This is a genomic window from Mesorhizobium sp. M1078, from assembly GCF_040318615.1.
Taxonomy (GTDB): domain Bacteria; phylum Pseudomonadota; class Alphaproteobacteria; order Rhizobiales; family Rhizobiaceae; genus Mesorhizobium.
The window spans coordinates 21,026-47,449 of sequence record NZ_JAMYMP010000028.1 but is presented as its reverse complement, the minus strand read 5'-3'; the positions used below and the strand labels follow the sequence as shown (position 1 = coordinate 47,449).

The 26,424-nt window shown below is 61.2% G+C and carries 27 protein-coding genes; 11 read left to right on the top strand and 16 right to left on the bottom strand.

Features of this window, described 5'->3' with window-relative positions; all coding sequences use genetic code 11:
* Positions 1-883: 883 nt before the first annotated feature.
* The 5 genes from NKH38_RS26020 to NKH38_RS26000 all read right to left on the bottom strand — a co-directional run bounded on the left by NKH38_RS26020 (position 884) and on the right by NKH38_RS26000 (position 5,674).
* A complete protein-coding gene (locus NKH38_RS26020) occupies positions 884-2,227 on the bottom strand; it encodes a hemolysin family protein (protein WP_352504267.1) in 1,344 nt (447 codons plus the stop codon).
* Between the two features lie 483 nt (positions 2,228-2,710).
* A complete protein-coding gene (locus NKH38_RS26015; RefSeq protein WP_023669894.1) occupies positions 2,711-3,427 on the bottom strand; it encodes a HoxN/HupN/NixA family nickel/cobalt transporter in 717 nt (238 codons plus the stop codon).
* Between the two features lie 20 nt (positions 3,428-3,447).
* On the bottom strand, positions 3,448-4,092 hold the full coding sequence (locus NKH38_RS26010) for a DUF1007 family protein (protein WP_023696813.1): 645 nt from the start codon (positions 4,090-4,092) through the stop codon (positions 3,448-3,450).
* An 87-nt stretch (positions 4,093-4,179) separates the two neighbouring features.
* Complete coding sequence (locus tag NKH38_RS26005) at positions 4,180-4,707, bottom strand: hypothetical protein (RefSeq protein ID WP_023685957.1); 528 nt, start codon at positions 4,705-4,707, stop codon at positions 4,180-4,182.
* Positions 4,708-4,861: 154 nt separating this feature from the next.
* Positions 4,862-5,674, bottom strand: a complete 813-nt coding sequence (locus NKH38_RS26000; protein ID WP_352764082.1) for a class I SAM-dependent methyltransferase — start codon at positions 5,672-5,674, stop codon at positions 4,862-4,864.
* A 204-nt stretch (positions 5,675-5,878) separates the two neighbouring features.
* On the opposite strand from NKH38_RS26000, the gene NKH38_RS25995 reads away from it, so the two are divergent.
* Positions 5,879-6,472: a TetR/AcrR family transcriptional regulator gene (locus NKH38_RS25995; RefSeq protein ID WP_023703909.1), complete on the top strand. Its 594-nt coding sequence runs from the start codon at positions 5,879-5,881 to the stop codon at positions 6,470-6,472.
* Between the two features lie 229 nt (positions 6,473-6,701).
* On the opposite strand, the gene NKH38_RS25990 is transcribed toward NKH38_RS25995, so the two are convergent.
* The 10 genes from NKH38_RS25990 to NKH38_RS25945 all read right to left on the bottom strand — a co-directional run bounded on the left by NKH38_RS25990 (position 6,702) and on the right by NKH38_RS25945 (position 17,028).
* Positions 6,702-7,739, bottom strand: a complete 1,038-nt coding sequence (locus NKH38_RS25990; RefSeq protein WP_352764084.1) for a Cj0069 family protein — start codon at positions 7,737-7,739, stop codon at positions 6,702-6,704.
* 259 nt (positions 7,740-7,998) lie between these two features.
* Positions 7,999-8,982, bottom strand: coding sequence for an oligopeptide/dipeptide ABC transporter ATP-binding protein (locus NKH38_RS25985; protein ID WP_352504263.1), 984 nt, complete (start codon positions 8,980-8,982; stop codon positions 7,999-8,001).
* Entirely contained in the window at positions 8,975-9,985 is a 1,011-nt protein-coding gene (locus tag NKH38_RS25980) for an ABC transporter ATP-binding protein (protein WP_352764086.1), read from the bottom strand. Before NKH38_RS25980 ends, NKH38_RS25985 begins: the two co-directional genes overlap by 8 nt.
* Positions 9,982-10,893 (bottom strand): ABC transporter permease, encoded by a 912-nt coding sequence (locus NKH38_RS25975; RefSeq protein ID WP_023669882.1) that lies wholly within the window; start codon positions 10,891-10,893, stop codon positions 9,982-9,984. The genes NKH38_RS25980 and NKH38_RS25975 overlap by 4 nt, the downstream gene beginning before the upstream one ends.
* Positions 10,894-10,897: 4 nt before the next feature.
* Positions 10,898-11,839: an ABC transporter permease gene (locus NKH38_RS25970; protein ID WP_352764089.1), complete on the bottom strand. Its 942-nt coding sequence runs from the start codon at positions 11,837-11,839 to the stop codon at positions 10,898-10,900.
* A 28-nt stretch (positions 11,840-11,867) separates the two neighbouring features.
* Positions 11,868-13,430 carry an ABC transporter substrate-binding protein gene (locus NKH38_RS25965; protein WP_023683322.1) on the bottom strand — a complete coding sequence of 521 codons (1,563 nt, stop codon included), beginning with the start codon at positions 13,428-13,430 and terminating at the stop codon, positions 11,868-11,870.
* A 130-nt stretch (positions 13,431-13,560) separates the two neighbouring features.
* Positions 13,561-14,001 carry a YqaA family protein gene (locus tag NKH38_RS25960; RefSeq protein WP_352504260.1) on the bottom strand — a complete coding sequence of 147 codons (441 nt, stop codon included), beginning with the start codon at positions 13,999-14,001 and terminating at the stop codon, positions 13,561-13,563.
* A gap of 9 nt (positions 14,002-14,010) precedes the next feature.
* Positions 14,011-15,333, bottom strand: coding sequence for an MFS transporter (locus NKH38_RS25955; RefSeq protein WP_352504259.1), 1,323 nt, complete (start codon positions 15,331-15,333; stop codon positions 14,011-14,013).
* Between the two features lie 64 nt (positions 15,334-15,397).
* A complete protein-coding gene (locus NKH38_RS25950) occupies positions 15,398-16,738 on the bottom strand; it encodes a cation diffusion facilitator family transporter (RefSeq protein ID WP_023686263.1) in 1,341 nt (446 codons plus the stop codon).
* An 8-nt stretch (positions 16,739-16,746) separates the two neighbouring features.
* The gene (locus NKH38_RS25945; protein ID WP_023669876.1) at positions 16,747-17,028 is read right to left on the bottom strand and encodes a metal-sensing transcriptional repressor; all 282 of its coding nucleotides are present in this window, start codon (positions 17,026-17,028) and stop codon (positions 16,747-16,749) included.
* Positions 17,029-17,132: 104 nt separating this feature from the next.
* Here NKH38_RS25945 and NKH38_RS25940 point away from each other — a divergent pair, with 104 nt between their 5' ends.
* The 3 genes from NKH38_RS25940 to NKH38_RS25930 are packed head-to-tail and all read left to right on the top strand — an operon-like array spanning position 17,133 to position 18,987.
* Positions 17,133-17,522 (top strand): hypothetical protein, encoded by a 390-nt coding sequence (locus tag NKH38_RS25940; protein WP_023696825.1) that lies wholly within the window; start codon positions 17,133-17,135, stop codon positions 17,520-17,522.
* A 48-nt stretch (positions 17,523-17,570) separates the two neighbouring features.
* The gene (locus NKH38_RS25935) at positions 17,571-18,305 is read left to right on the top strand and encodes a HupE/UreJ family protein (RefSeq protein ID WP_031202371.1); all 735 of its coding nucleotides are present in this window, start codon (positions 17,571-17,573) and stop codon (positions 18,303-18,305) included.
* 34 nt (positions 18,306-18,339) lie between these two features.
* Entirely contained in the window at positions 18,340-18,987 is a 648-nt protein-coding gene (locus NKH38_RS25930) for a hypothetical protein (protein ID WP_023669873.1), read from the top strand.
* 210 nt (positions 18,988-19,197) lie between these two features.
* Here the strand turns inward: NKH38_RS25930 and NKH38_RS25925 are convergent, their stop codons facing one another.
* Positions 19,198-20,268, bottom strand: a complete 1,071-nt coding sequence (locus NKH38_RS25925) for an NAD/NADP octopine/nopaline dehydrogenase family protein (RefSeq protein ID WP_352504256.1) — start codon at positions 20,266-20,268, stop codon at positions 19,198-19,200.
* Between the two features lie 231 nt (positions 20,269-20,499).
* Between NKH38_RS25925 and NKH38_RS25920 the strand changes: the two genes are divergently transcribed.
* The 7 genes from NKH38_RS25920 (at position 20,500) to NKH38_RS25890 (ending at position 26,411) form a co-directional block, all read left to right on the top strand.
* Positions 20,500-21,471, top strand: coding sequence for a LysR family transcriptional regulator (locus tag NKH38_RS25920; protein ID WP_023669872.1), 972 nt, complete (start codon positions 20,500-20,502; stop codon positions 21,469-21,471).
* Complete coding sequence (locus NKH38_RS25915; protein WP_352504255.1) at positions 21,468-22,937, top strand: NAD(P)-binding domain-containing protein; 1,470 nt, start codon at positions 21,468-21,470, stop codon at positions 22,935-22,937. Before NKH38_RS25920 ends, NKH38_RS25915 begins: the two co-directional genes overlap by 4 nt.
* Entirely contained in the window at positions 22,934-23,416 is a 483-nt protein-coding gene (locus NKH38_RS25910; protein WP_352460629.1) for a CMD domain-containing protein, read from the top strand. The genes NKH38_RS25915 and NKH38_RS25910 overlap by 4 nt, the downstream gene beginning before the upstream one ends.
* Positions 23,413-23,976 carry a peroxidase-related enzyme gene (locus tag NKH38_RS25905; RefSeq protein WP_352445350.1) on the top strand — a complete coding sequence of 188 codons (564 nt, stop codon included), beginning with the start codon at positions 23,413-23,415 and terminating at the stop codon, positions 23,974-23,976. Before NKH38_RS25910 ends, NKH38_RS25905 begins: the two co-directional genes overlap by 4 nt.
* 57 nt (positions 23,977-24,033) lie before the next feature.
* Positions 24,034-24,774, top strand: coding sequence for an amino acid ABC transporter ATP-binding protein (locus NKH38_RS25900; RefSeq protein ID WP_352445348.1), 741 nt, complete (start codon positions 24,034-24,036; stop codon positions 24,772-24,774).
* Positions 24,775-24,799: 25 nt separating this feature from the next.
* Positions 24,800-25,627: a transporter substrate-binding domain-containing protein gene (locus tag NKH38_RS25895; RefSeq protein WP_352445346.1), complete on the top strand. Its 828-nt coding sequence runs from the start codon at positions 24,800-24,802 to the stop codon at positions 25,625-25,627.
* Between the two features lie 67 nt (positions 25,628-25,694).
* Complete coding sequence (locus NKH38_RS25890; RefSeq protein ID WP_352764095.1) at positions 25,695-26,411, top strand: amino acid ABC transporter permease; 717 nt, start codon at positions 25,695-25,697, stop codon at positions 26,409-26,411.
* The last annotated feature ends 13 nt before the right edge of the window (positions 26,412-26,424 follow it).

Here is a 26,424-nt window from a genome sequence, read left to right as displayed (position 1 = left end):
ATTACCTACTGGTTAAGTGCCGATCTTCAATATCCAATATTGCTCCCGCGCATCAAGATCGGCCGATGAAATGGCGAGCGACGGGCTTAGACGCCCAATTGCGCGGCCATCTTTTGCGTGGCCGCCGTTGTCCGGTCAATGCCGCTGGTGATCGACAGCAGATGTCGTTTCGTCGAAAGAAATTCCGAGTCGCTGCAATCGGCCACAGCGCGCTTGAACAGGGCTCGCATGGCAATGAGCGCGACCTCGCCGTTACCAGATCACAGACCAGCGAGGCATCTGTCGGTGCAAGTTGATTTGCGACGGCCTTTCGGATCGCAAAGCTTCGCGAACTCGGCTTTCTCAAAGCGGGTCAACGGCGCGGCGGCGGAAAATCAGGGGATTTGGGATTGGTTTTGGCCATGACTTCTGTACACGATTCAAAAATCATTCTTCGCCGCAAAAAATTGCCGCATGCCGCATCTGTGGTCGTTCGTCGACACGCAACCGACATGTCCCTCCGTCGCGCAGTCGCTGTGGTAATAATGGGGGTGCCACCGCCCCGGCGCCACAACGGCCTGTGGCGAGTGTCGATCAGCCTGGCTGACTCATAGCAGCCCGAATGCCATTGCGGTGAGAAAGGCCACCACTAGCACCACGAGGACCCCAATAATCAGCCAGACGGCGCTCTTGGCGTCCATTTAGACCCTCAACTGTCGGTTCCATTGATCACATAGCGCGACGCGAAGACGCTCACCAGTCACTGTGACTCCAGCGCATACGCGTCCTGGGCGAACTGACGGGCGTTTGTGGATAGGGACTACTGTGGGAGCATGGGTTCGAAAAGTGGGAATATTCGCGCGCAAAAGGCCGGCCGGCTTACCGGCCTGTCGCGCGGTCAGTCTCAACTGGTTGCCGGCTTGGATGTAGGCGGCTCACGGCGAGCGAGCAGCTTGTCGATCCGCCTTCCATCCATATCGAGGATCTCGAAGCGCCAGCCCTCGTAGTCAAAGTGCTCACCGGCTTCCGGCAAGTGCCCAAGGCGGGACAAGGCGAACCCAGCGATCGTGTGAAAATCCCCTTCGGCAGACCCCGATCGGAATCCTAGGCGAGCGAACGCATCGTGCGCCAGCATCATTCCGTCGATGAGCAAGGACCCGTCATCGCGCTCGATGACATCAGGGTCCTCATTGTCCAGGTCAGGAAGGTCGCCTGCGATGGCTTCGAGCAGATCGGTCTGGGTGACGATCCCCTCCAGAGCGCCATATTCGTCGATGACGATCGCCAGGCGCACCGGCGTCCGCTTGAACTGATCGAGTACACGGAAAATCGGCGTTGCCTCGTGAACGATCAAAGGTTCTCGGATGACCGCCATCGGGTCAAGCATTTTGCCGTCGAACACCTGGTCGAGAAGGTCCTTCTTCAGAATCATGCCAAGCGGTTCGTCTATCCCCCCACGGCCGACCAGAAGCTGCTCATGGCGACATTGCCGGATGGTGCGCAGAATCTCGTCAGGGATGTCGTCGGTATCGATCCAGTCGATATCGCGTCGCGGTGTCATGATGTCGGCAATGCGCCGATCGCCGATGTTGAAGACACGCTCGACCAGTTCCTGTTGCGTCTGATGAAGGAGCCCTGCCTCCTGGCTTGCCGCCACGAGCAGCTTCAGCTCTTCGGGCGAATGCAAGGACTCCTCGCCTGTGCCCGGACGCAGACCGCACAGACGCAGCACCAGATTGCCGAGACCGTTGAGAACAAGGATCGCCGGCCTGAGCAGGAACAGGAACAGACCGAGAGGGCGGACGACCCGAAGTGCCGTGCTCTCGCTGCGCTGGAGCGCCAGACTTTTCGGCGCTAGTTCACCCAGGACAATGTGTAGCGCGGTTATGATGATGAAGGCGATTGCGACGGCAATGGTGTGCGAAGCTGCCGTGGCCAGCGACCCCATCACTCCCAAGAGGAGTGGCTCGATCAGATGAGCGAGTGCAGGCTCGCCGACCCAACCGAGCGCCAGCGATGAGATGGTGATGCCGAGCTGAGTTGCTGCAAGGTTCGCATCGAGATTCACCAAAGCCCGTTGAAGGAGGCTGGCGTTCGAGCGTCCAGCTGTAGCCAATTCGTCGACGCGGCTTCGTCTAACCGCGACCAGCGCAAATTCGGCGGCGACAAAGAAACCGTTGGCGCCTACGAGTAGGAGAACCAACAGAATTCCAAGAATGTCGCGTAGACTACCATCGTCCGCAGGCATGATATCCTCTTTATGAAACAGCCACTCTCATCTCTCAAGCGCGTATGCCGCCGTCGTGGAACCGCCGTTGGCCATCATTGCGGAGCGATCACCGCAGCTCCGCCTCTGACAATCAGGGGCAAGATAGCCAAATCCGCGCTGAGTATCCTACCCCCGCAAAAAATCCGCCGGCGCGAACCGGCGGGCCAGAAATCGGATAGAAAAAGAACCGGTCATGCCGGCCGAACTAAATGTGGCGTATCTGGGTAGTCGAAGTCAATGGATCCGCCGCATAGAGATCGCCTTTGATCCAGTGATTTAGCAGTATCACCCCGATGCCGGCGAGGATCGCCAGCGCTATCATCCAAATGATCTTCTGACGGTCGCTCAATGTTCTAAACCCAAACCCGAACCACGCGTGCCGGCACTTAATGGCACGACGTCGTTAATTGCAATGTGATCCCTATGAGAATCGCTGTGGCCTTGGCGGTCGGTCAAACTTTCTCATTTCGACGAGATTTGCCAGACAGCCACGCCAGTAAGAATAAGGCCGGCGGTACCTTCGATAGTTCGCGATATCACATCGAACAGGCGCGGCCGACGGTCGAAGAAATGCACCAGCCGTTCCCGAAACAGGATCGACAGAACTGCCACGCAAGACAACGTCAGTGCCACGCCGGCCATCATGGTGATTGCAAAGAGTATGCCCGCGACCGGAACACCTCTTGAGATCGCGAAGGTCATCGCGAAGAGCGTCAATGGACATGGGATCAGGCCGGCCATGACGCCCACAACCTCGCCTTCATGCTGATGGTGATGACCGTGGCTGAGCGCCCGCCAAAGCATCCACAGACCAATTAACCCGAGCAGGCCACGACTGACATCCTCCAAAAGCGGCGCCCGGCCGACGCTGCCCAGCGCAATCGAGACTAATGGCAACGAGAGGGCTGCAATCACAACGGCAATCGTGACATGGGTGAAGGAGAGTGTCAGCGACACCAGTAGGCCGCGACGGATGCTGGCATCCGATCCGGCCAAATAGGTAGCCAGCACGGCTTTGCTGTGTCCGGGTGTCAAAGCATGCGCAGCTCCGAACAGGACACCCATCGGCAGGAAGGCAGTGAACGCCAGCCAGTCGCCCCCGGCTGACAGCAATTTGATCTGTTCGGCGAGCGCCAAGTATATCGTGCGTTGAAACTCGACCAGGGTTTGGAAAAACACGTTCTATCCGTTCCGCCGCTTCAACCGCACGTCAATTCAAGGCGTGTCGCGAATATCTTGCCGAGATCGGTTCCGGTCGGATCGCTGAAGAAGGCATCCGTCAATTTCGTCTGATTCTGTGCGATTGCGGTATTCGGATCGGGGCGGACGACGGCCCTCGTGCAATCTTTCGGTAGGCCAGCCACGGCGATCTTATCGTCATCGGTGAAATCGATCGCGGTGTAGAAGGTCGGATCGTAGACGCCGATGCTCACCTTGCCGGCGAGCGCCAGCGTGTCTTTCGGCTGCGTCTCGAATTGGATGACGAGTTGATTGTTCTCGTAGCTAGTGACCAGCCTCGCCGGCGGCGTCATCGCCACGTCCTTGCCTTCCACAGTGACCATTTGGAAATAATTGTATTCTTCCAGTGAGGCATGGATGGTGAGGGCGGCGGCGTCGAGTTCTTCGGCGTCGAGAGTAAGGTCGGAATTCTTGTCGAACTCCATCAGCACCGTCGAGGAGAAGAGCTCGTCGAACCGCCAGAGATGCTTGAGCGACTTGACCGACTTGTCAGCGCCAACCGTTAGGTCCAAACGGGCTTCCGCGAAGACATGAGGATGAGCGCCGGCCGCGACGGTGGAGGCGAGCAGGAGCGCCACGCCAAAAATCGTGCTGGTCAGTCGCATTTGCGCTCGCTTTCTCGTCATTGCGCGCCAACCGAGTGATCTGGCAGCGCAAGCAGGCTAAATTGGGACGCGGCCCGCGAAGCCTTTTCAATCATCGACGATCGAACTTGCTATGATGGCGTTCGCTGTGCCCCGAACGGCTGGCGACGTCAAATGCACGAGCTGCTTGCGATTGCCCGCGATCAGTATGAACAGCCGGGAAACCTGCCTGCCCTTCCTCTCCTCGCCGATTTTTTCGGCGTCGGTGCGGTGGAAGAACCGTTTTTCAAACTCGGCGCGGTCGACATCGAAAAGCTTGAGCGAGCAGGTCTGGACGGACCTGCCGTCCATGGTCGCCCTGGTCACCGCGACCATCGTTCCGGCCGGAAGGTCGTCGCCGGTGACCTGCCATCCGCGGAAGGCCTTCATGGCATCCACAGGAGCAAGTGCCGCGCCGTCGACGAGCGGCGTCCATCCGCGCGTCTTTGCCAATGTCGCGGTTCGCTCGAAGTCGGGGCCGTGCGCCAGGCATGTCGCGTGGAAGGCATCCAGCGCCCGGTCGACGCCATCGGCATGCGCAAGCGGTGATGCCAACCATGCGGCCGCAAGCGTCAAGGACAAGTAGGTCTTGGGCATTCGGTAGACTCGCGTATCGAAGCAGGCCGGGATAGCCAATCGGCAAGATAGCGCCGCGGCGGCTGCGCACACAATGCAGCGCGGCCCGCGACTACCGGCCCGCGCGTCTTCCTGGCGGCGGCGCGCCCGGTCCGGTCGCCGCGGCATGCCGCGCTCAGGCAGGCAGGATCTTGTCCGTGGTCGCGCGCACATAATCGAGGTTCATGGTCCCGACGGCGCCGGTATCGTCGACCCTGAAGCCTGTCTCGACCAGTAGAGTTCCGACCGCATTCATGTCGATATGCCCGTGCCGATGGAGCCTCGGCAATGTGGATTCGTGCAGCGGCCTTCCGAAGTCGATAAGCAGCAGTCGGCCTCCCGGCTTCAGAACCCGCTCCGCTTCACGAAAGAAGGTCGATCGGTCGGGTTTCGGCAGGTGATGCAGCATGAGCGTACCGATCACGATGTCGAATTGGCCATCTTCGAAGGGAAGTTCCTGGGCCGTCGCCTGGACGAAGGTCAGATCAACGCCGGCTCGCGTAGCCTTGACGCGCGCCCTCTCGACCATTTCGACCGATGCGTCGACGCCCGTGACGCGTCCGACCGCTCCGACCAACTGTCTCGCGGCTATGGCAAGCGTGCCCGTACCGCAGGCGACATCGAGCATCGCCTCGCCGGGCTGGAGCCTTGCCAGACGCAGCATGAATTCACGGAACCGGTCCTCGCGGCCCCAAGTCAGGACGCGCGCAAGCAGGTCATAGCCGACCGCCCTATGCAGGACGATGCCGATGCCCCTTTCGCCGGCGCCATGCGCGCCGGCAGTCCGCATGTGACGAAAGCCGCCCCAGAGTGCGAATGCCACGACCGCGGCGAGGATGAGGCCGTGGACTGCAGCCGTCCAAGCACCGGCATTGAGATAGCCGTTCCCGAAATGAAGCATTAGCAGAAAACCGGCGACCAGCGACAGTTTGACGAGCACGGCAAGCATAATAACGCCCTTTCGCGAATGCTGTCCGTTTCCAGCCCGATGACCAAATTGGTGCATTTCCTTTTGCCTCCTCGTCCGTTTCCGGAGTGCTCAAGGCATTCTTGAGCTTCTGGACTCGGCGTATCATACTGGACAGATTGTCCAGTAGCGCTGTTGCTGGACAACGGACCGCTGAACGTCCGAAACCGCACGGTGGAAAGAGCAATGACCATTAAAATCGAGCGGCCCGACCACAGGGGTACGATCGACCGTCGTGTCGCGCGCACGCGCGCCATGCTGCAGGACGCGCTGATTGCCCTGATCCCAGAGTGCGGCTATGCGGCTCTCACCGTGGAAGACATCTGCCAGAAAGCTGATGTCGGCAGGTCGACCTTCTATACGCACTATGCCGGCAAGGACGAATTGCGCAGCGCGGCCCTTGAGGCGCATCTGCTGTCGCTGAGCAGGCGCGTGTCGGCAGACGAAAAGACAGGCAACCGCCCATTCGAATTCAGCCTGCCGATGTTCGAGCACGCGCGGGCGTTCCGGTCGCTTCACAAGGCGCTACTTGCGAGCAGCGGCGACACGATCCACGATCAATTGCGTGAACGCATACGGCGCGCAGTGCGAACCGAACTGTCTGGCAAGCGGATCGGCGACGCGGGCGTGCCGCTGGAATTCGTCGTCCAGTTCATATCGGGAGCCTTTCTCTCGGTGCTTGCCTGGTGGATCGCCGAGGACGCCAGCCTCTCGCCGGCCCAGGTCGACGACCTGTTCCAGCGGATGGCGGGTTCAGCTCTTCCGGGTCGGTCACCCTAGCAAGAGCTTCCAAATCCAGATCTCGCGCCGGTTGAGGCTAACGTTCCTCGGGCGGCCGAATCTTGCGAAACGTCGTGAGCAAAAGGATTTCGTAGATGGTGTTTAAGCCACCGCGATGAGAATTGGTCAGCCGAAACCGGAAACGGCAAGCAGGGGTCCGGCGACCATCGGACTGACCGCCGAACCGCGTTCGGCCAGAGCCCCACTCGGACCGCCAATCTTCGTCGATTCAAAATCGCATGGCAACGAGTCGAGCTATTTCGGCCGGCGCTTGATCGGGGATGGCAAAGACCGAGCTGACGTTGATCTCACAAAGCACATACGTGTCTTCACCTGACACAGTCCGTGGTCCGTAGAGAAAATCGGCATCCCAAATGATCGGCAGCGACCTGGCATCGATGCCTAGCACAGCCATCATTTGCGGCGTCCACCCGGTTTCCATATTGGTCCGCAGCGCCTGAAACGATTCGGCCGTGGCGGGATGCATTATCCGCGGCCCTGGTTGCGCAGCCTCGGAATCTGGCCCTTCAGGAGGTGGTGGGATTAGGGCCTTGATGAACTGGTGGCCAAAGCCGACCACCTTGTCGGCGCCCATGTAACAGCGGATCATCCCGTCGGGTAAACGCGGTTGGAATGGCTGATCCACGATGCAGCCATCGGGTGTCAAATACACCTCGCAGCGCGCCATGAAATCCGGCAGTGCGAGTTCTTCCGGCGTACTGCCTCGTCGCGCGTGCAGCACCCGAACCGCCGGCTCTCCGCCAGGAAGCGAACCGATCAGCTCGACCTTCCATACTCCCTGGCCGCCATTGCCGCGGTTCTGCTTCAGCACCCGTGGACCGGCCGTTCGAAGCCGCTCCGGAAACGCCTCGCGAAAAGCCTCGGCGGAGCCGTAGAGGTAAGTATCGGTTCCCCATCCGAGATGCTTCGTACGGTGCAGAACTTCCTTCACGCCCATATTCAGGATCACGTCTGGATGTGCACTCACCCAGGGGCCGCGTGCCGCCACGTCGCGCAGCAGCGGGTCAAGCACCGCACGGGTTTTTCCCTCGTGCAAGGGATCGACCCAGACCAGCACGCCGTCCGTCGCCAGGAGCTGGGTCCGAACCTCCTCGGCAAACTCTTCGTCATAAACGGCCGGTTCGGCGTGAACACCGATCGCAGCGAGTTCCTCGAACACGCGATGAAACCGGTTGTTCTGCGGTGTCGCCGTGCGACGCGCCTCCCGGTCACCGCGCCAGACCACAGCCACTCGCATCGTGCCCATTATACCTCGCCTCCTACTTGCTCGCCCATCAGACAGCCCCGATACGAAATAGACTGCGATGCTCGCATCCGAGCAGAAAGATCGGCCTAGATCGAGCCCGCCGCGACGCCGAAAAGCACGCCCAGGATCGAACATGCCGCTAGCACCGGGATCACGCCGACCTTGAAGCGGAATACCGCCAGCATACCACATGAAACCAACGAATTGAGTGACTGAAGCCGGCGGCGGCCTGGGCAACGAGGGCAGATCAAGTCGGCACTCAAATCACCGGCCGCCGCTCGCCGTCGGCCAGGTGGCAGGCCGCGACCCCGCCATGCGGCACCGAGCGCAACATCGGCTCCTCGGCCCGGCAGACATCGATCGCCACAGGACAGCGGGTGTTGAAGCGGCATCCCGGTGGCGGCGCGCTGGGGCTTGGAGGATCGCCCGCGAGGATGATTCGGCGACGGCCGGCCTCGATACGAGGATCCGGCGAAGGAACCGCCGAAAGCAGTGCCTGGCTGTAGGGATGGGCCGGCTCGCGAAACAGCGGCCGCGTCACGCCGGCTTCCGCGATGCGGCCAAGATACATCACCGTCACGTTTGAGCAGACCTCGCGCACGATCGCCAGGTCATGCGCAACGATGACGATGGTAAGGCCAAGCTGTTTCTGCAATGATGTGAACAGGTTGACGATCTGCGCCCGGATCGAAACGTCAAGCGCGCTGAGCGGTTCGTCGCAAACCAGGATCGATGGCTTCAGCGCAAGCGCGCGAGCGATCGAAACGCGCTGGCGCTGGCCGCCGGAAAGCGAACGCGGCAGGCGGTCGAGCACGGTCGCTGGCAGCGCCACCAGATCCAGCAGCTCGCCGATACGGCGCCGGCGCTCGGCCGAAGATCCGAGGCGATGGATCTGCAGCGGCTCTTCCAGCGTCTGGTAGACGGTCTGGCGACGGCTCATCGAGCCCAGCGGATCCTGGAAGACGAACTGGACCTCGCGGCTGAACGATTTGCGGTCCGACTTCAGCCACTGGGCGCGATCCCGCCCCGAGATCAGCACCGTACCCTCAGTCTCCTTCTGCAGGCCGACGACGCTGCGAGCCAGCGTGGTCTTGCCACAACCGGATTCGCCAACGATGCCATGGAAGGCACCACACGGAATGGTCAGGTCGATGCCGTCGACCGCCCGCACGGCGCCTGTGCCGGAGCGGTTGGCGAAATGGACCTTCAGGCCCTTGACCTCAATCGCCGCAATGTCAGCCATGGACCGCTATCCCTTCCCGCCTCAGCACCACCGGGCATCCCACCTTGTGCGGCGTCCCGCCCGTCGAGATCGTCTGGAGCGGCGGCCGATGCACGCGGCATTCGGGCTCAACCAGTTCGCAGCGGGCTGCGAAACGGCAGCCCGGCTCCAGCCTGATCTGGTTCGGCGGCAAACCTGGTATTTCCTTGGTCGCGGCGGTTTCGTCGGCGCGGAAATCCGGTACAGAGGCAAGCAGCCCGCGTGTATAGGGATGCGTCGGCCGCGTCAGCACATCCATCGCGGTCCCCTCCTCCGCCACCTGCCCGGCATAGAGCACCATGACCCGGTCCGCGACCGAGGCGACGACGCCGATGTCGTGCGTGATCAGCACGACCGCGATGCCTTCCTCGCGCTGGATCTGGCGGATGAGCTCCAGGATCTGCGCCTGCACCGTGGCGTCCAGCGCAGTGGTCGGCTCGTCGGCGATCAGAACGCGCGGCCGGCTTGCCAGGGCCAGTGCGATCATGGCGCGCTGCAGCATGCCGCCAGACAGTTCATGCGGATAGCGATCGTAGCGGTCTTCCGGGTCAGGGATGCCGGTGCGGGCGAGCAGCGAGACCGCTTCCTTGCGGGCATCCGCATGCGAGAGATTGGCAAAGCGGCGCGCCTGGCGCGCCAGTTGCGGTCCGATCTTCAGCATCGGGTTCAGCGCGCTCATCGGGTCCTGGAAAATGACGCCGAAATAGCGGCCGCGAAGGTCAGACAAGCGCCTGGACTCCATTCCGACCAGTTCGCTCGCTTCGGCTCGGGCCGATCCCTTGATGTCGACGGTGACGCCCTCGGGCAGCAGGCCGAGCGGCCCAAGCGTCATGACGGTCTTGCCCGAACCGCTCTCGCCGACGACGGCGACTGTCTCGCCGGGACGGACGTTGAACGACACCCCATCGACCGCGCGCACGGAAACGGTCGTGGCGTAGAGATCAATGACCATGTTTTCTATGGAGTAGATCGGCTCGTCGCTCATGGCGCGGCTGTTCCCGTTTCGACGGCGTTCCGCTCCGCTTCCTCAACGGCGCGCGCCTTGCGACGCTTGCGCAGCAAACCGCCGCGCACCGGCCTCGGCACCTTTTGCAACGCGAAGGTCTCGCCCAGCAGATTGAAGCTGACCACCACCAAAGTGAGCGCAAGGCCCGGAAGGACGACCAGCCTCGGGTATTCCTCAATGTAGCTCATGCCGTCGACCAGCATCTGGCCCCATTCCGGCGCCGGCGGCGCGACGCCCAGGCCGAGGAAGCTCAGCGTCGCGATGGCCAGGACAAGGGCGCCAGCATCGGCGCTGGCATAGACCACGACGAGGGCCAGGACATGCGGCAGGATATGGCGCACAAAGATCCACAGATGGCTGGCGCCCATCACCCTTGCCGCTTCGATATAGGGCTGTTGCAATTCGGCGGTGACCACGGCGCGGCTCATGCGGGCATAGTTCGCCCACCACGCCAGCGTCAGCGCCGTGATCATCGACCAGTAGCCGGTGCCGAGAATGCCGATCAGCGCCAGCGCGATCACCAGGCTTGGCAGCGCCAGCGCGATGTCGATGAGGCTGATCAACACCAGCTCGACGCGCCCGCCGACATAACCGGCGAACGAACCGATGCTGACGCCGATGGCAAGTGCGGCCACCAGCACGATCACCATCGCCACCAGCGATATGCGGGCGCCGCCGATGATGCGGCTCAGAATATCGCGGCCGAGATAGTCGGTGCCCAGCCAGTGAGCCCAGCTCGGTCCCGCAAGCGTGACGTCGTAGTCTTGCGCGCCGGGATCGTAAGGCATGATCGAGGGACCGAGCACACCGACCGCGACAAAGAAGACGACTGGCAGCAGCACCAGCCAGGGCCAGTCCTTCATGCTCCTGAACAAGGACGTGTTCATCGGATCAAGCTCCTCTCGCCCTACGCATGCGCGGGTCGACAAACATGCAGATCACGTCAACCATCAGGTTGACGACAACGAAGAACACCACGAACAGCAACAGAACCGACTGCATGCCGACGAAGTCGCGGAAGCGGATTGCATCGATAAAGAAGGCGCCGACGCCGCGCAGCGCAAACACCGTTTCAACCACGATCGAACCGATGATCATCAGCGTGAACTGGGCGCCGAAGGTGGTCAGGAACGGGATGGCGATGTTGGGCAGAGCCTCGCGCATCAGCACCTGTGTCCTCGTGTAGCCCTTCGCGAAGCCCGTCGTGGCGAAGGGTCGCGACATGGCCTCCTGGAGGTTGACGCGGACGACGCGGCTCAGCACCGATGCCGGAAACAGGGCGATTGTCACCCACGGCAAGAGCCACGAGGTGAAGCCACTGACGCCGAAGGTGGGCAGCCAGCCCAGCATCACCGAAAAGACGATGACCAGCAGCGCCGCCACGAAGAAGTTCGGCGTCGAGGCGCCGACCAGCGAGAAGGCGTGGAGGAACCGGTCCAACGCGCCACCATTGCTGACCGCACCGGCAACGCCGAGCGCCACCGACAGGAAAAAGGCGAGAATGCCGCCGCCCGCAAGCAGCGCCGCCGTCATTGGGATTCTGGCGGCGAATTCCTGCGCGATCGGCTTGCCGGTGCGCAGCGAGAGGCCGAGATCGCCGGTGATGGCGCTGAAAAGCCATCGGCCGTAGCGGACCGGCAGCGGATCATAGAGCCCGAGGTCCTCGCCGATCTTCTTGATCATTTCGGCATCCGCGCCCGGGCCTGCCGCACGCTCGGCCATGAGCGCGGCGACGTTGCCCGGCGCCGCGGCAACCAGGGTAAAGGTCAATGCCGATGCCGCCACGACAAGCAGACAGGCAAGCAACATCCTTCGCAGAATCGTGCGTCTCATCGGCACTCCCCCAGGAGGTTCGAGGCGTTCAGGCCTTCAGCGTGATCGCCTTGAACGGCAGGTCGTAGTCCGTCGCGGGAAGCGCAAAGTTCTCGACGCGAGGATTGTGCGCCCACAGCCGCTGGCTGACAACGAGCGGGCAGATCGCCCGGTTGTCGTGCAGCCAGTCGTAGAGCGCCTGCATCTTGGCTTCGCGTTCGTCGCCGCTCGCTTCGAGCGCGGCCTTGACCACGCCATCAAGCTCCGGGGAAACATAGATCTTGCCGTCCGGCCCGCTGTCGGCGGTGGATACGAACGCGTTGCCGAGCGTGCCGTGCGGATCATAGGGCGCGCCATAGGTGGTGAAGAAGGCAAGATCATATTCGAACGCCGGGCGACGGTCGTGCATGGTGGCGTTGTCGACTGACGAGACCTGAACCTGGAAGCCGACCTCGGACAGCTGACCCTGGATCATCTCGGCGATGCGGCGCGAACCCGGCAGCGATTCCTCCGATACGAGGAAATCGATCGCCAGCGGCGCGCCCTCCTTGCTCCAGGCGCCTCCGCTTTCGCTCCAACCGCCATCGGCAAGGATTTTCCTGGCCGCGGCGACGTCGCGTACCGGCACGTCATGCCGCTTGCCCGACGAAGGCACGTTGGCCGGGAAGAGATCCGCCGCCGGATCTGCGTAGCCTTCGAACAACACCTTGGCGATCGCAGCGCGGTCGACCGAGACATAGATGGCCTCGCGCACGGCCTTGTCGGCCATCATCTTGGCCTTCGGCGAATAACCGAGCAGCATGGTTGCGGTGCCGGCCTCGGCCACCACTTTCATACCGTCCTTTTCAAGCGCGCGGGCGCGGCGTGGCGACAGCGTCGCCACCCAGTCGCCGCCGATCACGTCGAGGTCGCCGGAACGCAGGGCGTTGGCGCGGGCGAGTTCGTCGGGAACCACCTTCAGCTCCATGCGAGCAAACAGTGGCTTCTCGCCCCAGTATTTGTCGTTGCGCACCAGCACGGTGCCGGAGGAATCGTAGCTTTCGACGATCCACGGTCCGGTGCCGACCGGAGCGGTCTGCTTGCCGCCGGCGTCGACAGCCTTCGGCGACAGGAAGCGCACCGGACGCACGATGGTGAGCTCCAGCAAGGCGGCGGGCACCGGACGCTTCAGCTTGATCGTCAACTTGCTGGGTCCATCGGTGACGATGCTGTCGAATCCGTCGGACACACCGATCCATGAGAAATCCGCGACGCCCAGCCAGCGTTTGAGATTCCATTCGGCGGCGGTCGAATCGAAGGGCGTGCCGTCACTGAAGGCAACACCTTCGCGCAGGTCGAAGGCGATCGAAAGCTGGTCGTCGGCGACAGCCCACTTGGTGGCGAGCCCGGGCTCGAGCGCGCCGTCCTGGCCATAGTGTATGAGGGCGTCGAACACGACCGTGTAGGAACTCAGCGTGGAGACGTTTTGCAGCAGGTCGAGATCGCCGGTTTCGGCGGCAATGGCGACCTTCAACGTTTCATGCCCCTCCGAGTACGCGGCGCGCGGAAACGCGGCAATGAAGGCCAGGCCGGCTGTGGAGGCCAGGAAATTGCGGCGGTCGAGAGTCATCATGTTAGTTCCCCTTTTTGTTTGATTGGCAACGATCATGTGCACGCTTGCTAATTTGTATAGACATAAGACAAAAAGTCGGAAAACCGTTTGAGAGTTTTACCCCAGCGACCCACTTGGTCGCGGTTGCGGCCTACAGCCAGTTCAGCACCGCCGCCGAGAGCGCGAGATAGCGGCCGGCTTTCGCCATCGTGACGATCGCAACGAAGCTCCAGAGCGGCTCGCGCAGAACACCGGCCATCATCGTCAGCGAATCGCCGATGACGGGAACCCAGCTCAGCAACAGGCTCCATCGTCCGTAACGGCGGTAGCGCGCCGCGGCGCGATCGAGCGCAGTGGGCTTGACCGGAAACCATTTGCGGTCGCGAAAGCGGTCGATGCAGCGGCCGAGCAGCCAGTTGACAACCGAACCAAGCACGTTGCCGATCGTCGCGACCAGGATCAGCGCCGCCGGTGACTGGCTTCCGGTCAGCAGCAGGCCGGCCAGCACCGCCTCTGACTGCAGCGGCAGAATTGTCGCTGCGGCGAACGCGGTGAGGAACAGTGCGCCGAAGGCACCAACATCTCCCAGCATTGGGGCCGCTCAGCTCGCTTTCGGCCATTTTGGGTGCCTATCGTTAACGACATAACCATGCGCATGCTCGAAGCCTGCTTCGGTCCAGACGGCGTCCTCGAGGTGCGAATGCCCGTCAGACAGATCGTCATGGGCGTGGCTGAGAACGTCGGGATCGTGACGCGGCCACAACCACATCGCGGCAAAGAGTGCCGCGGCGCCAATGACGCCAAGCAGGATAAAGGTGAAGGGCAGGCCCATCGCCGCGCCGACGAGTCCGGCGATCGGATAGGTGATGAGCCAGCAGGCGTGCGAAAGCGCGAATTGCGCGGCAAACAATGCCGGCCGGTCGACGGGATCGGCCGAGCGCTTGATCAGCCGCCCAGACGGGGTCTGCGCCAGCGAATAGCCGAGCCCGAGCACGAACCAGAGCGGCAAGAGCAGCTGATAGCTGATGGCGAACGGCCCTGCGAACACGCCGGCAACCAGCAGGCCGGCGCCTGACAACATCGCAACCCGATCCGGGATGCTGTCCAGCAGCCGCGGCAGGACCAGCGCCGCGATCATCGAGCCGCCACCGAAGGCGGCAAGGGCAAATGCCGTGTCGCTCTGGGAAAGGTCGAATTTTGCCTGCACCAGGACCACCGTGTTGACGATCACCATGGCGCTGGCCGCCGCGACGGCAAGATTAAGGGCCAGCAAACCGCGCAAACGCGGCGTCGCCAGATAGTTACGGATGCCGCGTGTGGTGCGCTCGTAAATGCCGCGCGGCTCGGAGGGCTGCGGGCTGGGCAGCACCACGGAGACGACCAGCGCCGCTGACGCCAGGAACCCGACAACCGTGCCGGCGAACAGGCTATGGAAGCTTATGACCGAAAGCAGCGCCGCCGCGAGGATGGGGCTGACGACGCTTTCCAGGTCGTAGGCCAGCCGCGACAGCGACAAGGCCCGTGTGTAGTCCTTCTCTTCGGGCAGCACGTCAGGGATCGAAGCCTGGAAGGTCGGGGTGAAGCCGGCTGACGCCGACTGCAGGATGAAGATGAGAAGATATATCTGCCAGACTTCGGTGACGAAGGGCAGGAATACGGCAACCCCTGCCCTGATGAGGTCGAGCGAAACCAGCATGGTACGGCGTGGTAGGCGCTCGGCGAACGCGGCGGCAACGGGCGCCACGCCGACATAGGCGATCATCTTGATGGCAAGCGCCGTGCCGAGCACCGCGCCGGCATCGGCGCCGGCAAGGTCATAGGCCAGCAGCCCGAGCGCCACGGTGGCAAGGCCAGTGCCAATCAGGGCGATGACCTGGGCCAGGAAAAGATGGCGATAAGTGCGATTGGCAAGGACTTGCAGCATATGTCTGTCTTCTTGGAGGAGCGATGGGTCGTTGATCCGTGGCGATTGAATGGCGGGCCTGATCTCAGTGATGGTGGCCTTCCGGCTCGACCATTTTGAACGGCAGCACCTGCTCGCGACCCTTCGCGGCCAAGACCAACCTCGCCTGGAACTCATGCGGCTCAGCAGGAGCCACGGTGCTCTCAAGGCGATGATGGTTGTCGGCGACGGGTTCGAGGCGAAGCGTCTCCGGCCCGCCAGGCCTATCGATGATCACCGTTGCCATCAGATCGTCGGCATGCCGGTCGATGGTCAGCCGCATCCGCTCGCCAGCCGGCGTGTCGACGATTTCCAATGTCCCGGCAGCCAGATCGCAGTCGACCTTGAAGGGCTCCGGCGCATGATGACCATGTGAGTGAGAGGGTTCCGTGCCCGTCGCGGCAGACCCGGCCGAACTCTCCAGACGAACATTCGCTTCAGCCAACGCCGGCAAGTGGGCGAACAGTTCCTCCTTGAGGGCTTCGGTGACGCCCATCACGTCCTTGGCCGTCGCCGCGTCGGCGACACTGATGGCGACGTCGGCATGCAGGCGATGGCCGATCCAGCGCGCCTGCACGCTTTGGACACGTTCGATACCGGACACATGCTCGGCGGCATGATGGATTTCATCGACGATGCCGGGCTCGACACCGTCGAGCATGCGCGTGAGGACTGCCTTCGAAGACTGCCAGACGATCGCGAAGATGGCCACCGTGATCAAGAGCCCGATGATCGGATCGGCCAGCGGAAACCCCAGCCATACGCCGATAGCACCCAGCACAACCGCCAGACTGGTAAAGCCGTCGGTGCGCGCATGGTAGCCGTCGGCGATCAGCGCCGCGCTGTTGATCTCGCGGCCGACCCGGATACGGAACACTGCAACGGCCTCGTTGCCTAAGAAACCTATAATGCCGGCTATGGCGACCCAGCCAAGAAATGCGATCGGCTGCGGATTGATCAACCGGTCGATCGCCTCGTAGCCGGCAACGATGGCGCTGAACAAGATGATGAGGACAATCAGAATGCCGGCCAGATCTTCGACGCGGCCCAGCCCGTAGGTGAACGTCTTGCTCGGTTTGCGACGGGCCAGCATGAAGGCGACCCACAATGGGATGGCGGTGACCGCGTCGCCGACATTGTGGATCGTGTCGGCCAGCAGCGCCACGCTGCCGGAGAGGAACACAACCACCAACTGCAGCGCCGCCGTGATGGCCAGAACGACGAATGACCATTTGATCGCCCAGATGCCGCGCGTCGTCGTGGCGATCGTCGGGTCGATGACGCCATGCGTGTGGCCATGGCCGCCCTCGCCGTGATCATGTCCGTGGCCGCCCATGCCTTGCGTCATCGGGCCGAACCCGAACCAATCGCGAACTTTGTCCATCATGGCGCTTCTCACAGGTACTTGGTGATATCCTTGAACTCGTCGATCGAGCGGCGCTGCTCGAGCGCCAGCGGTCCGACGACGTCCTCAAGGCAGTGGTTGAGGTGGTCCTGGATCAGCGTCTTCTTGGCCTGGGCGATGGCCTTCTCCACGGCATGAAGTTGCTGGGCGATGTCGAGGCACGGTCGCCCGGCCTCGATCATCTCGACGATCCCGCGCAGATGGCCGTCGGCGCGCTTCAGCCGCTTGATGATGGCAGGATGGGTTTCGTGGACGTGGGGACGCTCATTCATGCCCTTGATGCTATCCCCCCAGAGAGGATATTCCAAGCCTCAAAATGGCCTCGATTCTGGTGCATGCCACCATTCGTTAGGATTTTAGAGAATAATCGTTAAGCATGCCGAATTGGATCCCTAGCACAGCCTTTCGTCTCATCGTCGCGTTCGCGATGACTCTCGGCGTGCTGCTCTCCCCAGTGGGTAGTTCGGCCTCGCATAGCCCGATTGCGCTCGCTGCCGCCGAGGCAGCGCGTCACGCAGAGCTGACAGCACAGATCGGAAAACACGGCCACAGCCATGACGATGGCGAAGCCGATGAGCAGAGCTTTGGTCATACCCACGGCCACAATCCGGCCGACCACACCCATGAAACGGCGAGCACGCTTCCGGGCTTCGCGCAGCCAGCACCGCCGATAGGCCGGAGCTGGCTGGTTTACCCGCCTTCGTTTGCCGACCTCGAAATCCGTTTCCGGCTAGAGCGCCCTCCCAGGCAGATCGTCATCGCATGATCGCGGCCGCACGCGCGGCCATCCTCAACGACGACGATTGGAATTCTCATGCAAGGATCCTTCTACAAGGGTCCGCCACGCACGCCTTGCGCGCGCTGGCGGTTGGCCCTTCCTGTGCTCATTGCTCTCCTGACCCTCCCATTGCTTGGGGGGACTGCCCTCGCCCATGCCGTTGCCGAAGGCGACAAGGGCTATATCCAGGAGATTACGGGCATCAATCTGCTGCCCTTCATCTATCTCGGCGCCAAGCACATGGTGACGGGATACGACCACGTCCTGTTCCTGTTCGGCGTGATCTTCTTCCTCTACCGGATGAAGCACATTGGCATCTATGTGAGCCTGTTCGCGCTCGGCCATTCCACGACCATGCTGCTTGGCGTCTATTTCAACGTTGGCATCAACAGCTACATCATCGACGCGATCATCGGCCTGTCGGTCGTCTACAAGGCGCTCGACAATATGGGTGCCTTCCAGAGGTGGCTCGGCTTCCAGCCGAACACCAAGATCGCGACGCTGATCTTCGGCTTTTTCCACGGCTTCGGCCTGTCGACGAAGATCATCGAATACAACATCTCGCCCGACGGGCTCGTGCCCAACCTACTTGCCTTCAACGTCGGCGTTGAGGTCGGTCAGCTTCTGGCACTCGCTGCTATCCTTATCGTCATGGGCTACTGGCGCCGGACCGACAGTTTCTGGCGCCACGCCTACACCGCCAACACCATCATGATGACCGCCGGGTTTGTGCTGATCGGCTATCAGCTTACCGGCTGGGTCGTCTCCTGAAACTCCAAGTAAAGATCAAAAAAGGAATTCTCCCATGTACAACACAGACATCCCGACCCGCGCTGAACTGCCGACATCCATGCAGCTCCTCCGATCTACCCTCATCGCCATTGTCGCGGCAGCGGCCATCCTTGTGACCATCGTGCTGCCGGCCGAATACGCCATCGATCCCACCGGCGTTGGGCGAGCGCTCGAGCTCACCGAGATGGGCGAGATCAAGACACAACTCGCCGAAGAGGCCGAGCAAGACCGCCTTCGCGAATTGCAAAACGGCACGCCGACCGCAGTGCCAGGCCAAGATCAGCAGTCGAGTCTTCTGGAGCGCGTCTTCGCTGAACTGGTGATTGGTTCCGCCTCTGCCCAGGAACTGCGGACGGACGAAATGTCGGTCACCCTCAAGCCCGGCGAAGGAGCTGAGATCAAGCTCGTCATGGCCAAGGGCGCAAAGGCAAACTACTCTTGGACAGCCAATGGCGCGGCGGTGAACTTCGACACCCATGGTGACGGCGGCGGCGAAAACATCTCATACGAGAAGGGACGCGGTGCTGCAGAGGACGAGGGCGTACTTGAGGCAGCCTTTGACGGCAATCACGGTTGGTTCTGGCGCAACCGCACCGGTGCCGACGTCACCGTGACGCTGAAGACGAATGGCGCGTACACCGACATCAAACGCATGATGTGATCGATACGGCACGTCTTATCCGGCGCCGTTTGGCGCCGGGGGAGATCAAGCAGGTGAAATAGCCAACTCGAACCAACACAGTTTGATAATATCCAACCTGTGTTGGTCCCCTTCGGATGTCGTTGGTTAGAATCAGCTCGCAATGATGTAACAGGAGCGTCGCGCTAGCTTCCCCAAAGCGTAATCACGCCGCATTGGCCGCGAGCGCGCTCAAAACCCCTTGCGGCAAAGGGCTTCAAGATCCGCCTTTGTCATTTCCTCGATGCCGAGTGCAGGAAGAATATCATTGTCTCGTCTGAGATCCCGGCCATAAGCCGCCGACAAGATGGAAATTCCGGATTCATGGAGTGTCGCCGGATTTCCGCTGATCTTCCCCAGAACGGCAGTCGGTAGCAGGCCGAACGGAACATCCTCGAGAATATAGCGGCTCTCGATGGTTGTCGGGCCAAACCCGCCGCGGCCTTGACGATCCATCTCCTGGTTCATTTCCGAAACAGTGCTCATGGGGACGTGGAACGACAATGAAAAATGTTCCTGGACGGTACGAACCGCGATACCGAAATGGGCAGCTATGGCCAACCGTTCGGCATCCAGAGCCTCGATAAAGCGGCCAACGGCAGGAGTGACATTTCCCCCCTGGCTCCACTGCTCGGCCTTCTCCATGCGTGTGAGATTGAGAAGGGCAATTCCCAGATGGTTCTGCGGATTGAGGTTGCTGAGCGCAATAGCCAGCAGACCATCCCGCTTGACGAAGCGATCGCCGAACAAGGCCGTGCAAAGCTCGTACCCTTGGTCGAGCGCATCGAAAGGCAGCGTCGCAACATCAAGCTTCTGGCGAATGGAAGTGACCTGGACTTCTGTTGGTCCGAGCTGGCGGCCGGTCAAGAGCGTTGTGCCCCAAACGACGATCGGCAACCTGACCTTGCGCTCGGCTAACCGCTTGGAGAGATACAGCGCGCCGAACGAACTGTGCGAACTGACGATGACAGGAATACCATCTGCCAGGTGAGGGACGGCGGCATCCATCACCATCTTGTGGCCGTAAGCCGGAAGCGCGATCACCACCACGTCCGCGTGGTCGATAGCATCTTTACAATCCTTGGCAATGCGCACCGGCACCGTTGTCTCGATATCCCCCGTCGCCTTCAATAATTCGCCAGTAGCCAACGTTCTGGTGCGGTGTCCCGACGGTGACCAAAGTGTTGGCGAGTGTCCCGATTGTGCCAAATATGCCGCAAGGCCATAGGCAATTGCTCCGGCGCCCAGAATACTCACGCGCATAACATTCCTCCTCTTGCAGGCTTTATGGTTCGAGAATCCTTGCCGTCCCGGCCTACAAGTTTTTTCATTACGAGGTTCCGAATTGGAGTCACGTCGGTTGCCCCAGCCGTTTCGATCAATGGCTCCGGCGCTGAGCCGGCAAGCGCCGCTGTGAACATTAGTTTCCGCTTGACATATATCAAAAATGAATGAGACGATGTCAATCATACGAATTACGCATGTAGGGAGAACATGGAAACCCGGGACCTTCAGACCTTCCTTGCGGTTGCTGCCAGCGGCAGCATTACCAAGGCGGCTGACATGCTCGGGCGTTCCCAACCTTCGGTGACACGCACCATTCAGGAGCTCGAGGCCGAACTTGGCTTCGAATTGCTGCATCGGATCGGTCGACGGGTGCAGCTGTCTGAAGAGGGTGTCGCATTCGAGGAGGAAGCGCGGCGATTGTTGATGTCTTTCACCGAACTTGCAGCGCGGGCCAAGATGATCGCCGCCGGCCGGGGTCGGATCCTGCAGATTGTCACAACTTCCGCGATCGGCACCGGCTTGATCCCGGCGGCCCTGGCCGAGCTCAAGGGTGTCGAGCTTCCGCACGAGACGCATCTCGGGCAGTTTCTTCCCTCGATCGTCGCCCAGGAAGTGCGCAGCGGACGTGCCGAGATCGGGTTTTCAAGCCTGCCGCTCGATACGCCCGGTCTGGATGTCCTACGGCTCTATTCGGCGCCTGATGTTGCTGCCGTGCGGGAGGACGATGCGCTGGCTGAACTTGATGTCATACCGCTTTCGGCTTTTGCGGGTCGTCGCGTGGCTACGTTGCTCAATCCGCTGCGGTTTCAGTTGCATGTCGCCAAGGCACTCGCTGCCCGGGGCATCGACACCGGCCCGGTGATCCGGACCAATACTGCCTACGGCGCGTTGCAGATCGTGCGCCATACTGGTGTCGCGGCCGTCATCGATCCCCTCACGGCCTATGGCGTCGCCCTGCCTGGGGTCGTCATTCGCCCGATCGATGTAACCGTTCTCTTTTATTGGGGCGTTGTGGCTGCCTCAAAACGTCCCCTTCGCCCAGTCGCGCAGGCGCTGATGGATGCGGTCGAAGCGGTGGCTGAACGATCGATCGTTGGTTTCAAGAAGCTCGATCCGGCCTTGGCCAGCCAATTGGTGAACGATCCCGCGTCGGGCACAAATAACGGAACTGGAATATGAAGCATACTCCCACCCCGGCAGCATCGACAGGCCTTGCCGCGTTGGAAGCCCAGCTCGCGCAGGATCTCGACTTGCTTGAGCTGCCTGCCAAGCCTTGGGTCCCCACACGCATGCATGAGGGCGCCCCGGTCCGTGATGTCGTTGTCATTGGCGCTGGCATGTGCGGACTTGCAGCCATTGCAAAGCTGGTGCTTACCGGGATTACCAACGTCGTCGCTTACGATGCGGCTCCGGCCGGGCTCGAAGGACCATGGGTAACGTTTGCCCGCATGCAAACGCTCCGGTCGCCGAAGACGCTCAACGGTCCGTCGCTCGGCCTGCCACAATTGACGTTCCGCGCCTGGTTCACGGCGCAATGGGGCGTCGAGGCCTGGCTGTCGCTGGACAAGATCCCCAAGGGCCAGTGGATGGACTACCTGGTCTGGTACCGCAGGGTTCTTGGTCTGCCAGTGCGAAACAGCGCGCGCATGACCGGACTGGCACCCGTTGGAGATCTGATTGCGATCGACATCGAGGGCGCGGAAACCGGCCGGGTTCTAACCCGTCGTCTCGTTCTGGCCACCGGTCGGTCCGGTTTGGGCGGTTTTGCCGTGCCCGATTTCCTCAACGGCATCGATCGCGCCTATTGGGCCCATTCTGCCGACGACATCGATTTCGATGCGCTGAAAGGCAAGCGTGTGGCAGTTATCGGCGCCGGTGCCTCTTCCATGGACAATGCTGCGACCGCACTCGAGGCGGGCGCCGGCTCTGTCGACATGTTGATCCGGCGCAAGGAGATGCCGCGCATCAACAAGCTGACCGGCATCGGCAGCCCGGGTGTTGTACTCGGCATGCATGAATTGCCCGATGCCTGGAAGTGGAAGTTCTTCGACTACACCGCCTCCACCCAGACGCCGCCGCCGCGTTCATCGACGCTTCGCGTGTCTCGGCATTCGAATGCTCGGTTCTTTCTCGACTGCGGCATCGTCGCGGTCAAGGAAGATGCGGGAAGCCTCCTGGTCGAAACCACACAAGGTCCGATGCGCTACGATTTCCTGATCGCGGCAACCGGCTTCTCAAATGACTTCGACGGCCGCCCGGAATTTGCAGCCCTCGCGCCACATATCCGCACCTGGTCGGATGGCCGATATACGCCGGATATGGGGCTGCCGCGTGCAGGCATGTCGGACGCGCCGGATCTTGGTCCCGCCTTCGAATTTCGCGAACGCGTTCCCGGCTCCTGCCCGATGCTGTCGCATATCCACTGCTTCAACGACGCCGCCATGCTGACGCACGGCAAGGTCTCCGGCGATATCCCAGCCGTCAGCGCCGGTGCCGACCGTATGGTCCGCGGCATTGCCGCATCGCTGTTTGCCGAAGATGTCGAAACCCACTTCGACAATCTGATTGCTTACGACACGCCCGAACTTCTGGGCGACGAATGGGTCGATTCCACACCCTTGCTACAGAAGGAGGCCGCGTTGTGATCGACGCAATGGACAAGGCCGCCGGTATTTCCCCGGACGACGCCCTTTTCGCCGCACGGCGATTTCGGCCGGAATTCGTGCGAGGGGCAGAAGAATGCCGCCTGTCCGTTCTGCAGCCAGCAAACGACCAAGGGCTTGCGCCCAATTTGAGGGTTGCTCTGGCCCGTCGCATGGCCGCTCTGAATGCCGATCCGGTCCTGATGGCCGAATATGATGTGCAGCTGGCTCAGCTCGATCCGACTGAGCAGCTTCTGGCCTTAGCCCAGGGGGAAACGGATTTGGAAGAGCCATTGGCGACCATCGCACGTCATGTGGACCTGATTACGCTGACACCGAAAAAGGCGGAAGCGGGCCACATCGCCCTGCTCGCCCAAGCTGGATTGAACAATCCTCAGATCGTCGCCCTTTCCGAGCTCATCGCCTTCGTCAATTTCCAGACGCGGGTGGCAACCGGCCTGCGATTGTTGAGGACGGCATGATTTCCGCGGTGCGCCTGAAGCCCTTGAATTGGCATCCGTACATAGCGCCGGTCGAGCTATCCGAGGCCACGCCGGAACAGCTTGAAGCGATGAAGGTCACGCCATCAGCCAAGAAAGTTTCAGAATATGTGCGCACCCTTGCGCATGACCCTGAGAGCTACCTTGCCCGCACGGTTCTGTTCAACGCAATCATGTATGTCGAAGGCGGGCTTGCCCGCCCTGACCGCGAGCTTGGTGCATTAGGTGCGTCCACCGTCAATGGCTGCAAATTCTGCGCCGTTGTTCACGCTCGCAGGCATGCAGAGCTGACCAAGAACGACGAAGTGGTCACCGCGCTCTATCTCGATAAACCTGAAGCGCTCGGCCCACGCGATGCGGCAATCTACAGTTTTGCCCGCCGCCTGTCGGCGGCCCCGTCGGAAGCGACGGCAGACGATATCGCCGCGCTTCGATCAGTCGGCATGGACGACCGCGAGATTATCGACCTGATCCACGCCATATCGATCTTCGGCTGGGCGAACCGGCTGATGCACGTTCTCGGCCATGCGGAAAGCGGGTGATGATGTCGCATGCGGTCGAAGCAGTCCGTCTCACACTTTCCGAAGGGCCAACCAGCAATGCTTGAACTCAAAGATGTAAAGCTGTCTTACGGAAGCACGCAGGTTCTGAACGGCGTCAATCTCTCGGTAAAGCGGGGTGACGTGGTTTCGATCATCGGCCCCAGCGGCACCGGCAAGACCACGTTGCTGAAATGCATCAACTACCTGGCCAAGCCGTCGTCAGGAACCATCGCGTTCGATCAGATCCGGATGGATTACCAGCGTGCCGACAAAACAGCTGTCCAGGCGATCCGGTTGCGAACGGCGATGGTCTTTCAACAATTCAACGTCTTCAAGAACATGACGGTCCTGCAGAACGTGATGGATCCACTGGTCGTCGTGCAGCGCAAGTCCGCGGACGAGGCGCGGGAGATCGCCTTGCGGGAGCTCGAGCGGGTCGGCCTCACCCCGAAGCGAGACAGCTATCCCTCCCAACTGTCGGGCGGCCAGCTCCAGCGCACCGGCATTGCGCGCGCCCTGGCGGTTCGTCCCGACGTGATACTCTTCGATGAGCCTACGTCATCGCTGGATCCAGAACTCGTCGGTGAAGTCCTGAAGGTGATCAAGGACGTCACCTCGTCAGGGATCACTTCGCTGCTTGTGACCCACGAGATGCAATTCGCAAGGAACATCTCCAACCGGATCGTCTTCATGGACCGTGGCGTGGTCGCCGCCGATGGCAGCCCGGCTGATATCTTCGACGCACCGTCCAGCCCACGACTTGCTCAATTTCTGCAGTCAGAACTCGCTTTTCAATAATCCAACAAGAAGGGAACCTTAAGAAATGTCTGCAATCATATCCAGTTTTTCTCGCCGCTATGCCCTGGCCATCGCTGGCGGCATCGCAATTGCCCTTGCAACAGCGGGGATCAGCCATGGCCAGACCGTTCGGACGATCAAGATCGCCACGTCTGCCGAATCCAAGCCACTGGCATGGGGCGCGATCGGCGTCGAGCCGCAAGGCTATGAGCCCGATCTTCTGAAGGCGATCAACGCAAAGCTGCCGCAGTACAAGTTCGAAATGGAAGGTGTCTCCGACATTGCCCAGGAAACCGGCCTCGCCACGGGCAAGTACGACATCGCGGTCGGTGGCTACTACAAGTCGCCCGAGCGCTCCAAGCAGTTCCTCATTCCGGAAAATCCCATGGGCGCCAGCCTGATGAAGATCTACAGCAAGAAAGACAGCGGCATTAAGGAAATGAAAGACCTGGTCGGCAAGAGGATCGTTCCGACCACGGCCGGCGGCGGGACCTACAAATTCATCATGAATTGGCAGAAAGAAAACCCGCAATACAAGCTCGAAGTCACGGCATCGAGTGCCGGTATCCCCTACCCGAACCGGCTTGACGAAGTTCAGAACGGCAAGTTCGACGCTCTCGTCCTGCCGTCGAATCTCGGTGAGCAGACCGTCATCGAGCAAAAGAAACTCGATATCGTGGCGTCCGAACCAGTGTTCAGCAACAACACCTACATGCTGATCCACCGATCTGACGAGAACAAGGTTCTGGCCGACGATGTGAACAAGGTTCTCAAGGAATTGAAAGACGACGGCACGATCGAAAAGCTCTCGCAGAAGTGGTTCGGCGAGGGCATCGTCCAGTACATGAAATAGCACGGCCGTCGACGACCATATGCGCTAGTCAGCGGCAAGGCTGAATTGCAAGAAGGAGCGTTTCAAAGTGGATGTATCTGCTATGATTCCCGAGTTGCTCTCGGCACTGCCGCTGACGCTCGCCATCACGTTTACAGCCCTCATTTCCGGGTCCTGCCTGGCTCTCATCGCGACAACCCTCCGGGTCCGCAGAGTGCCAGTCATCAGTCACCTGGTGGACCTCTACGTGTCCTATGCCCGCAGTGTTCCTGTCGTACTGCAGTTGTTCGTCACGTTTTATGGGCTTCCGCTGTTGGTGATCCTATTCGGCGCCAAAGATTTTATTTCAGCGACGATGGCTGCCATGGTGGGGTTGAGCCTCTACCACGGCGGCTATCTGTCGGAAGTCATGCGGCCCGCATACCTGGCCGTCGATCGCGGCCAGCACGATGCGGCCGACAGCCTTGGATATACGTTCCGACAGAAAATTACTCGCGTCATCGGCCCGCAAGCGGTGCACTTCGCTTTGCCGGGCTATGGGAACTCCATCATCTACCTGATCCATAACGTTGCGCTGGTCATGTACATCGGGGCGGCCGACGTCATGGCGACTGCGCATCTGATCATGGAGCGCGACTACAACCAGTTCCAGTTCGAAACCTACCTCGTCCTGGCGGTCATCTATTCGCTGATGTGCCTGGTCGCATGGCTCATCGTACGCTTCTTCGAGCTTCGATCTCCGATGCAAGCGCCTGAGGCGACGACAACAACTCCGATCAAGAACCAGCTCCTTGCGAGCGTCTGACGTAAGGGTATTC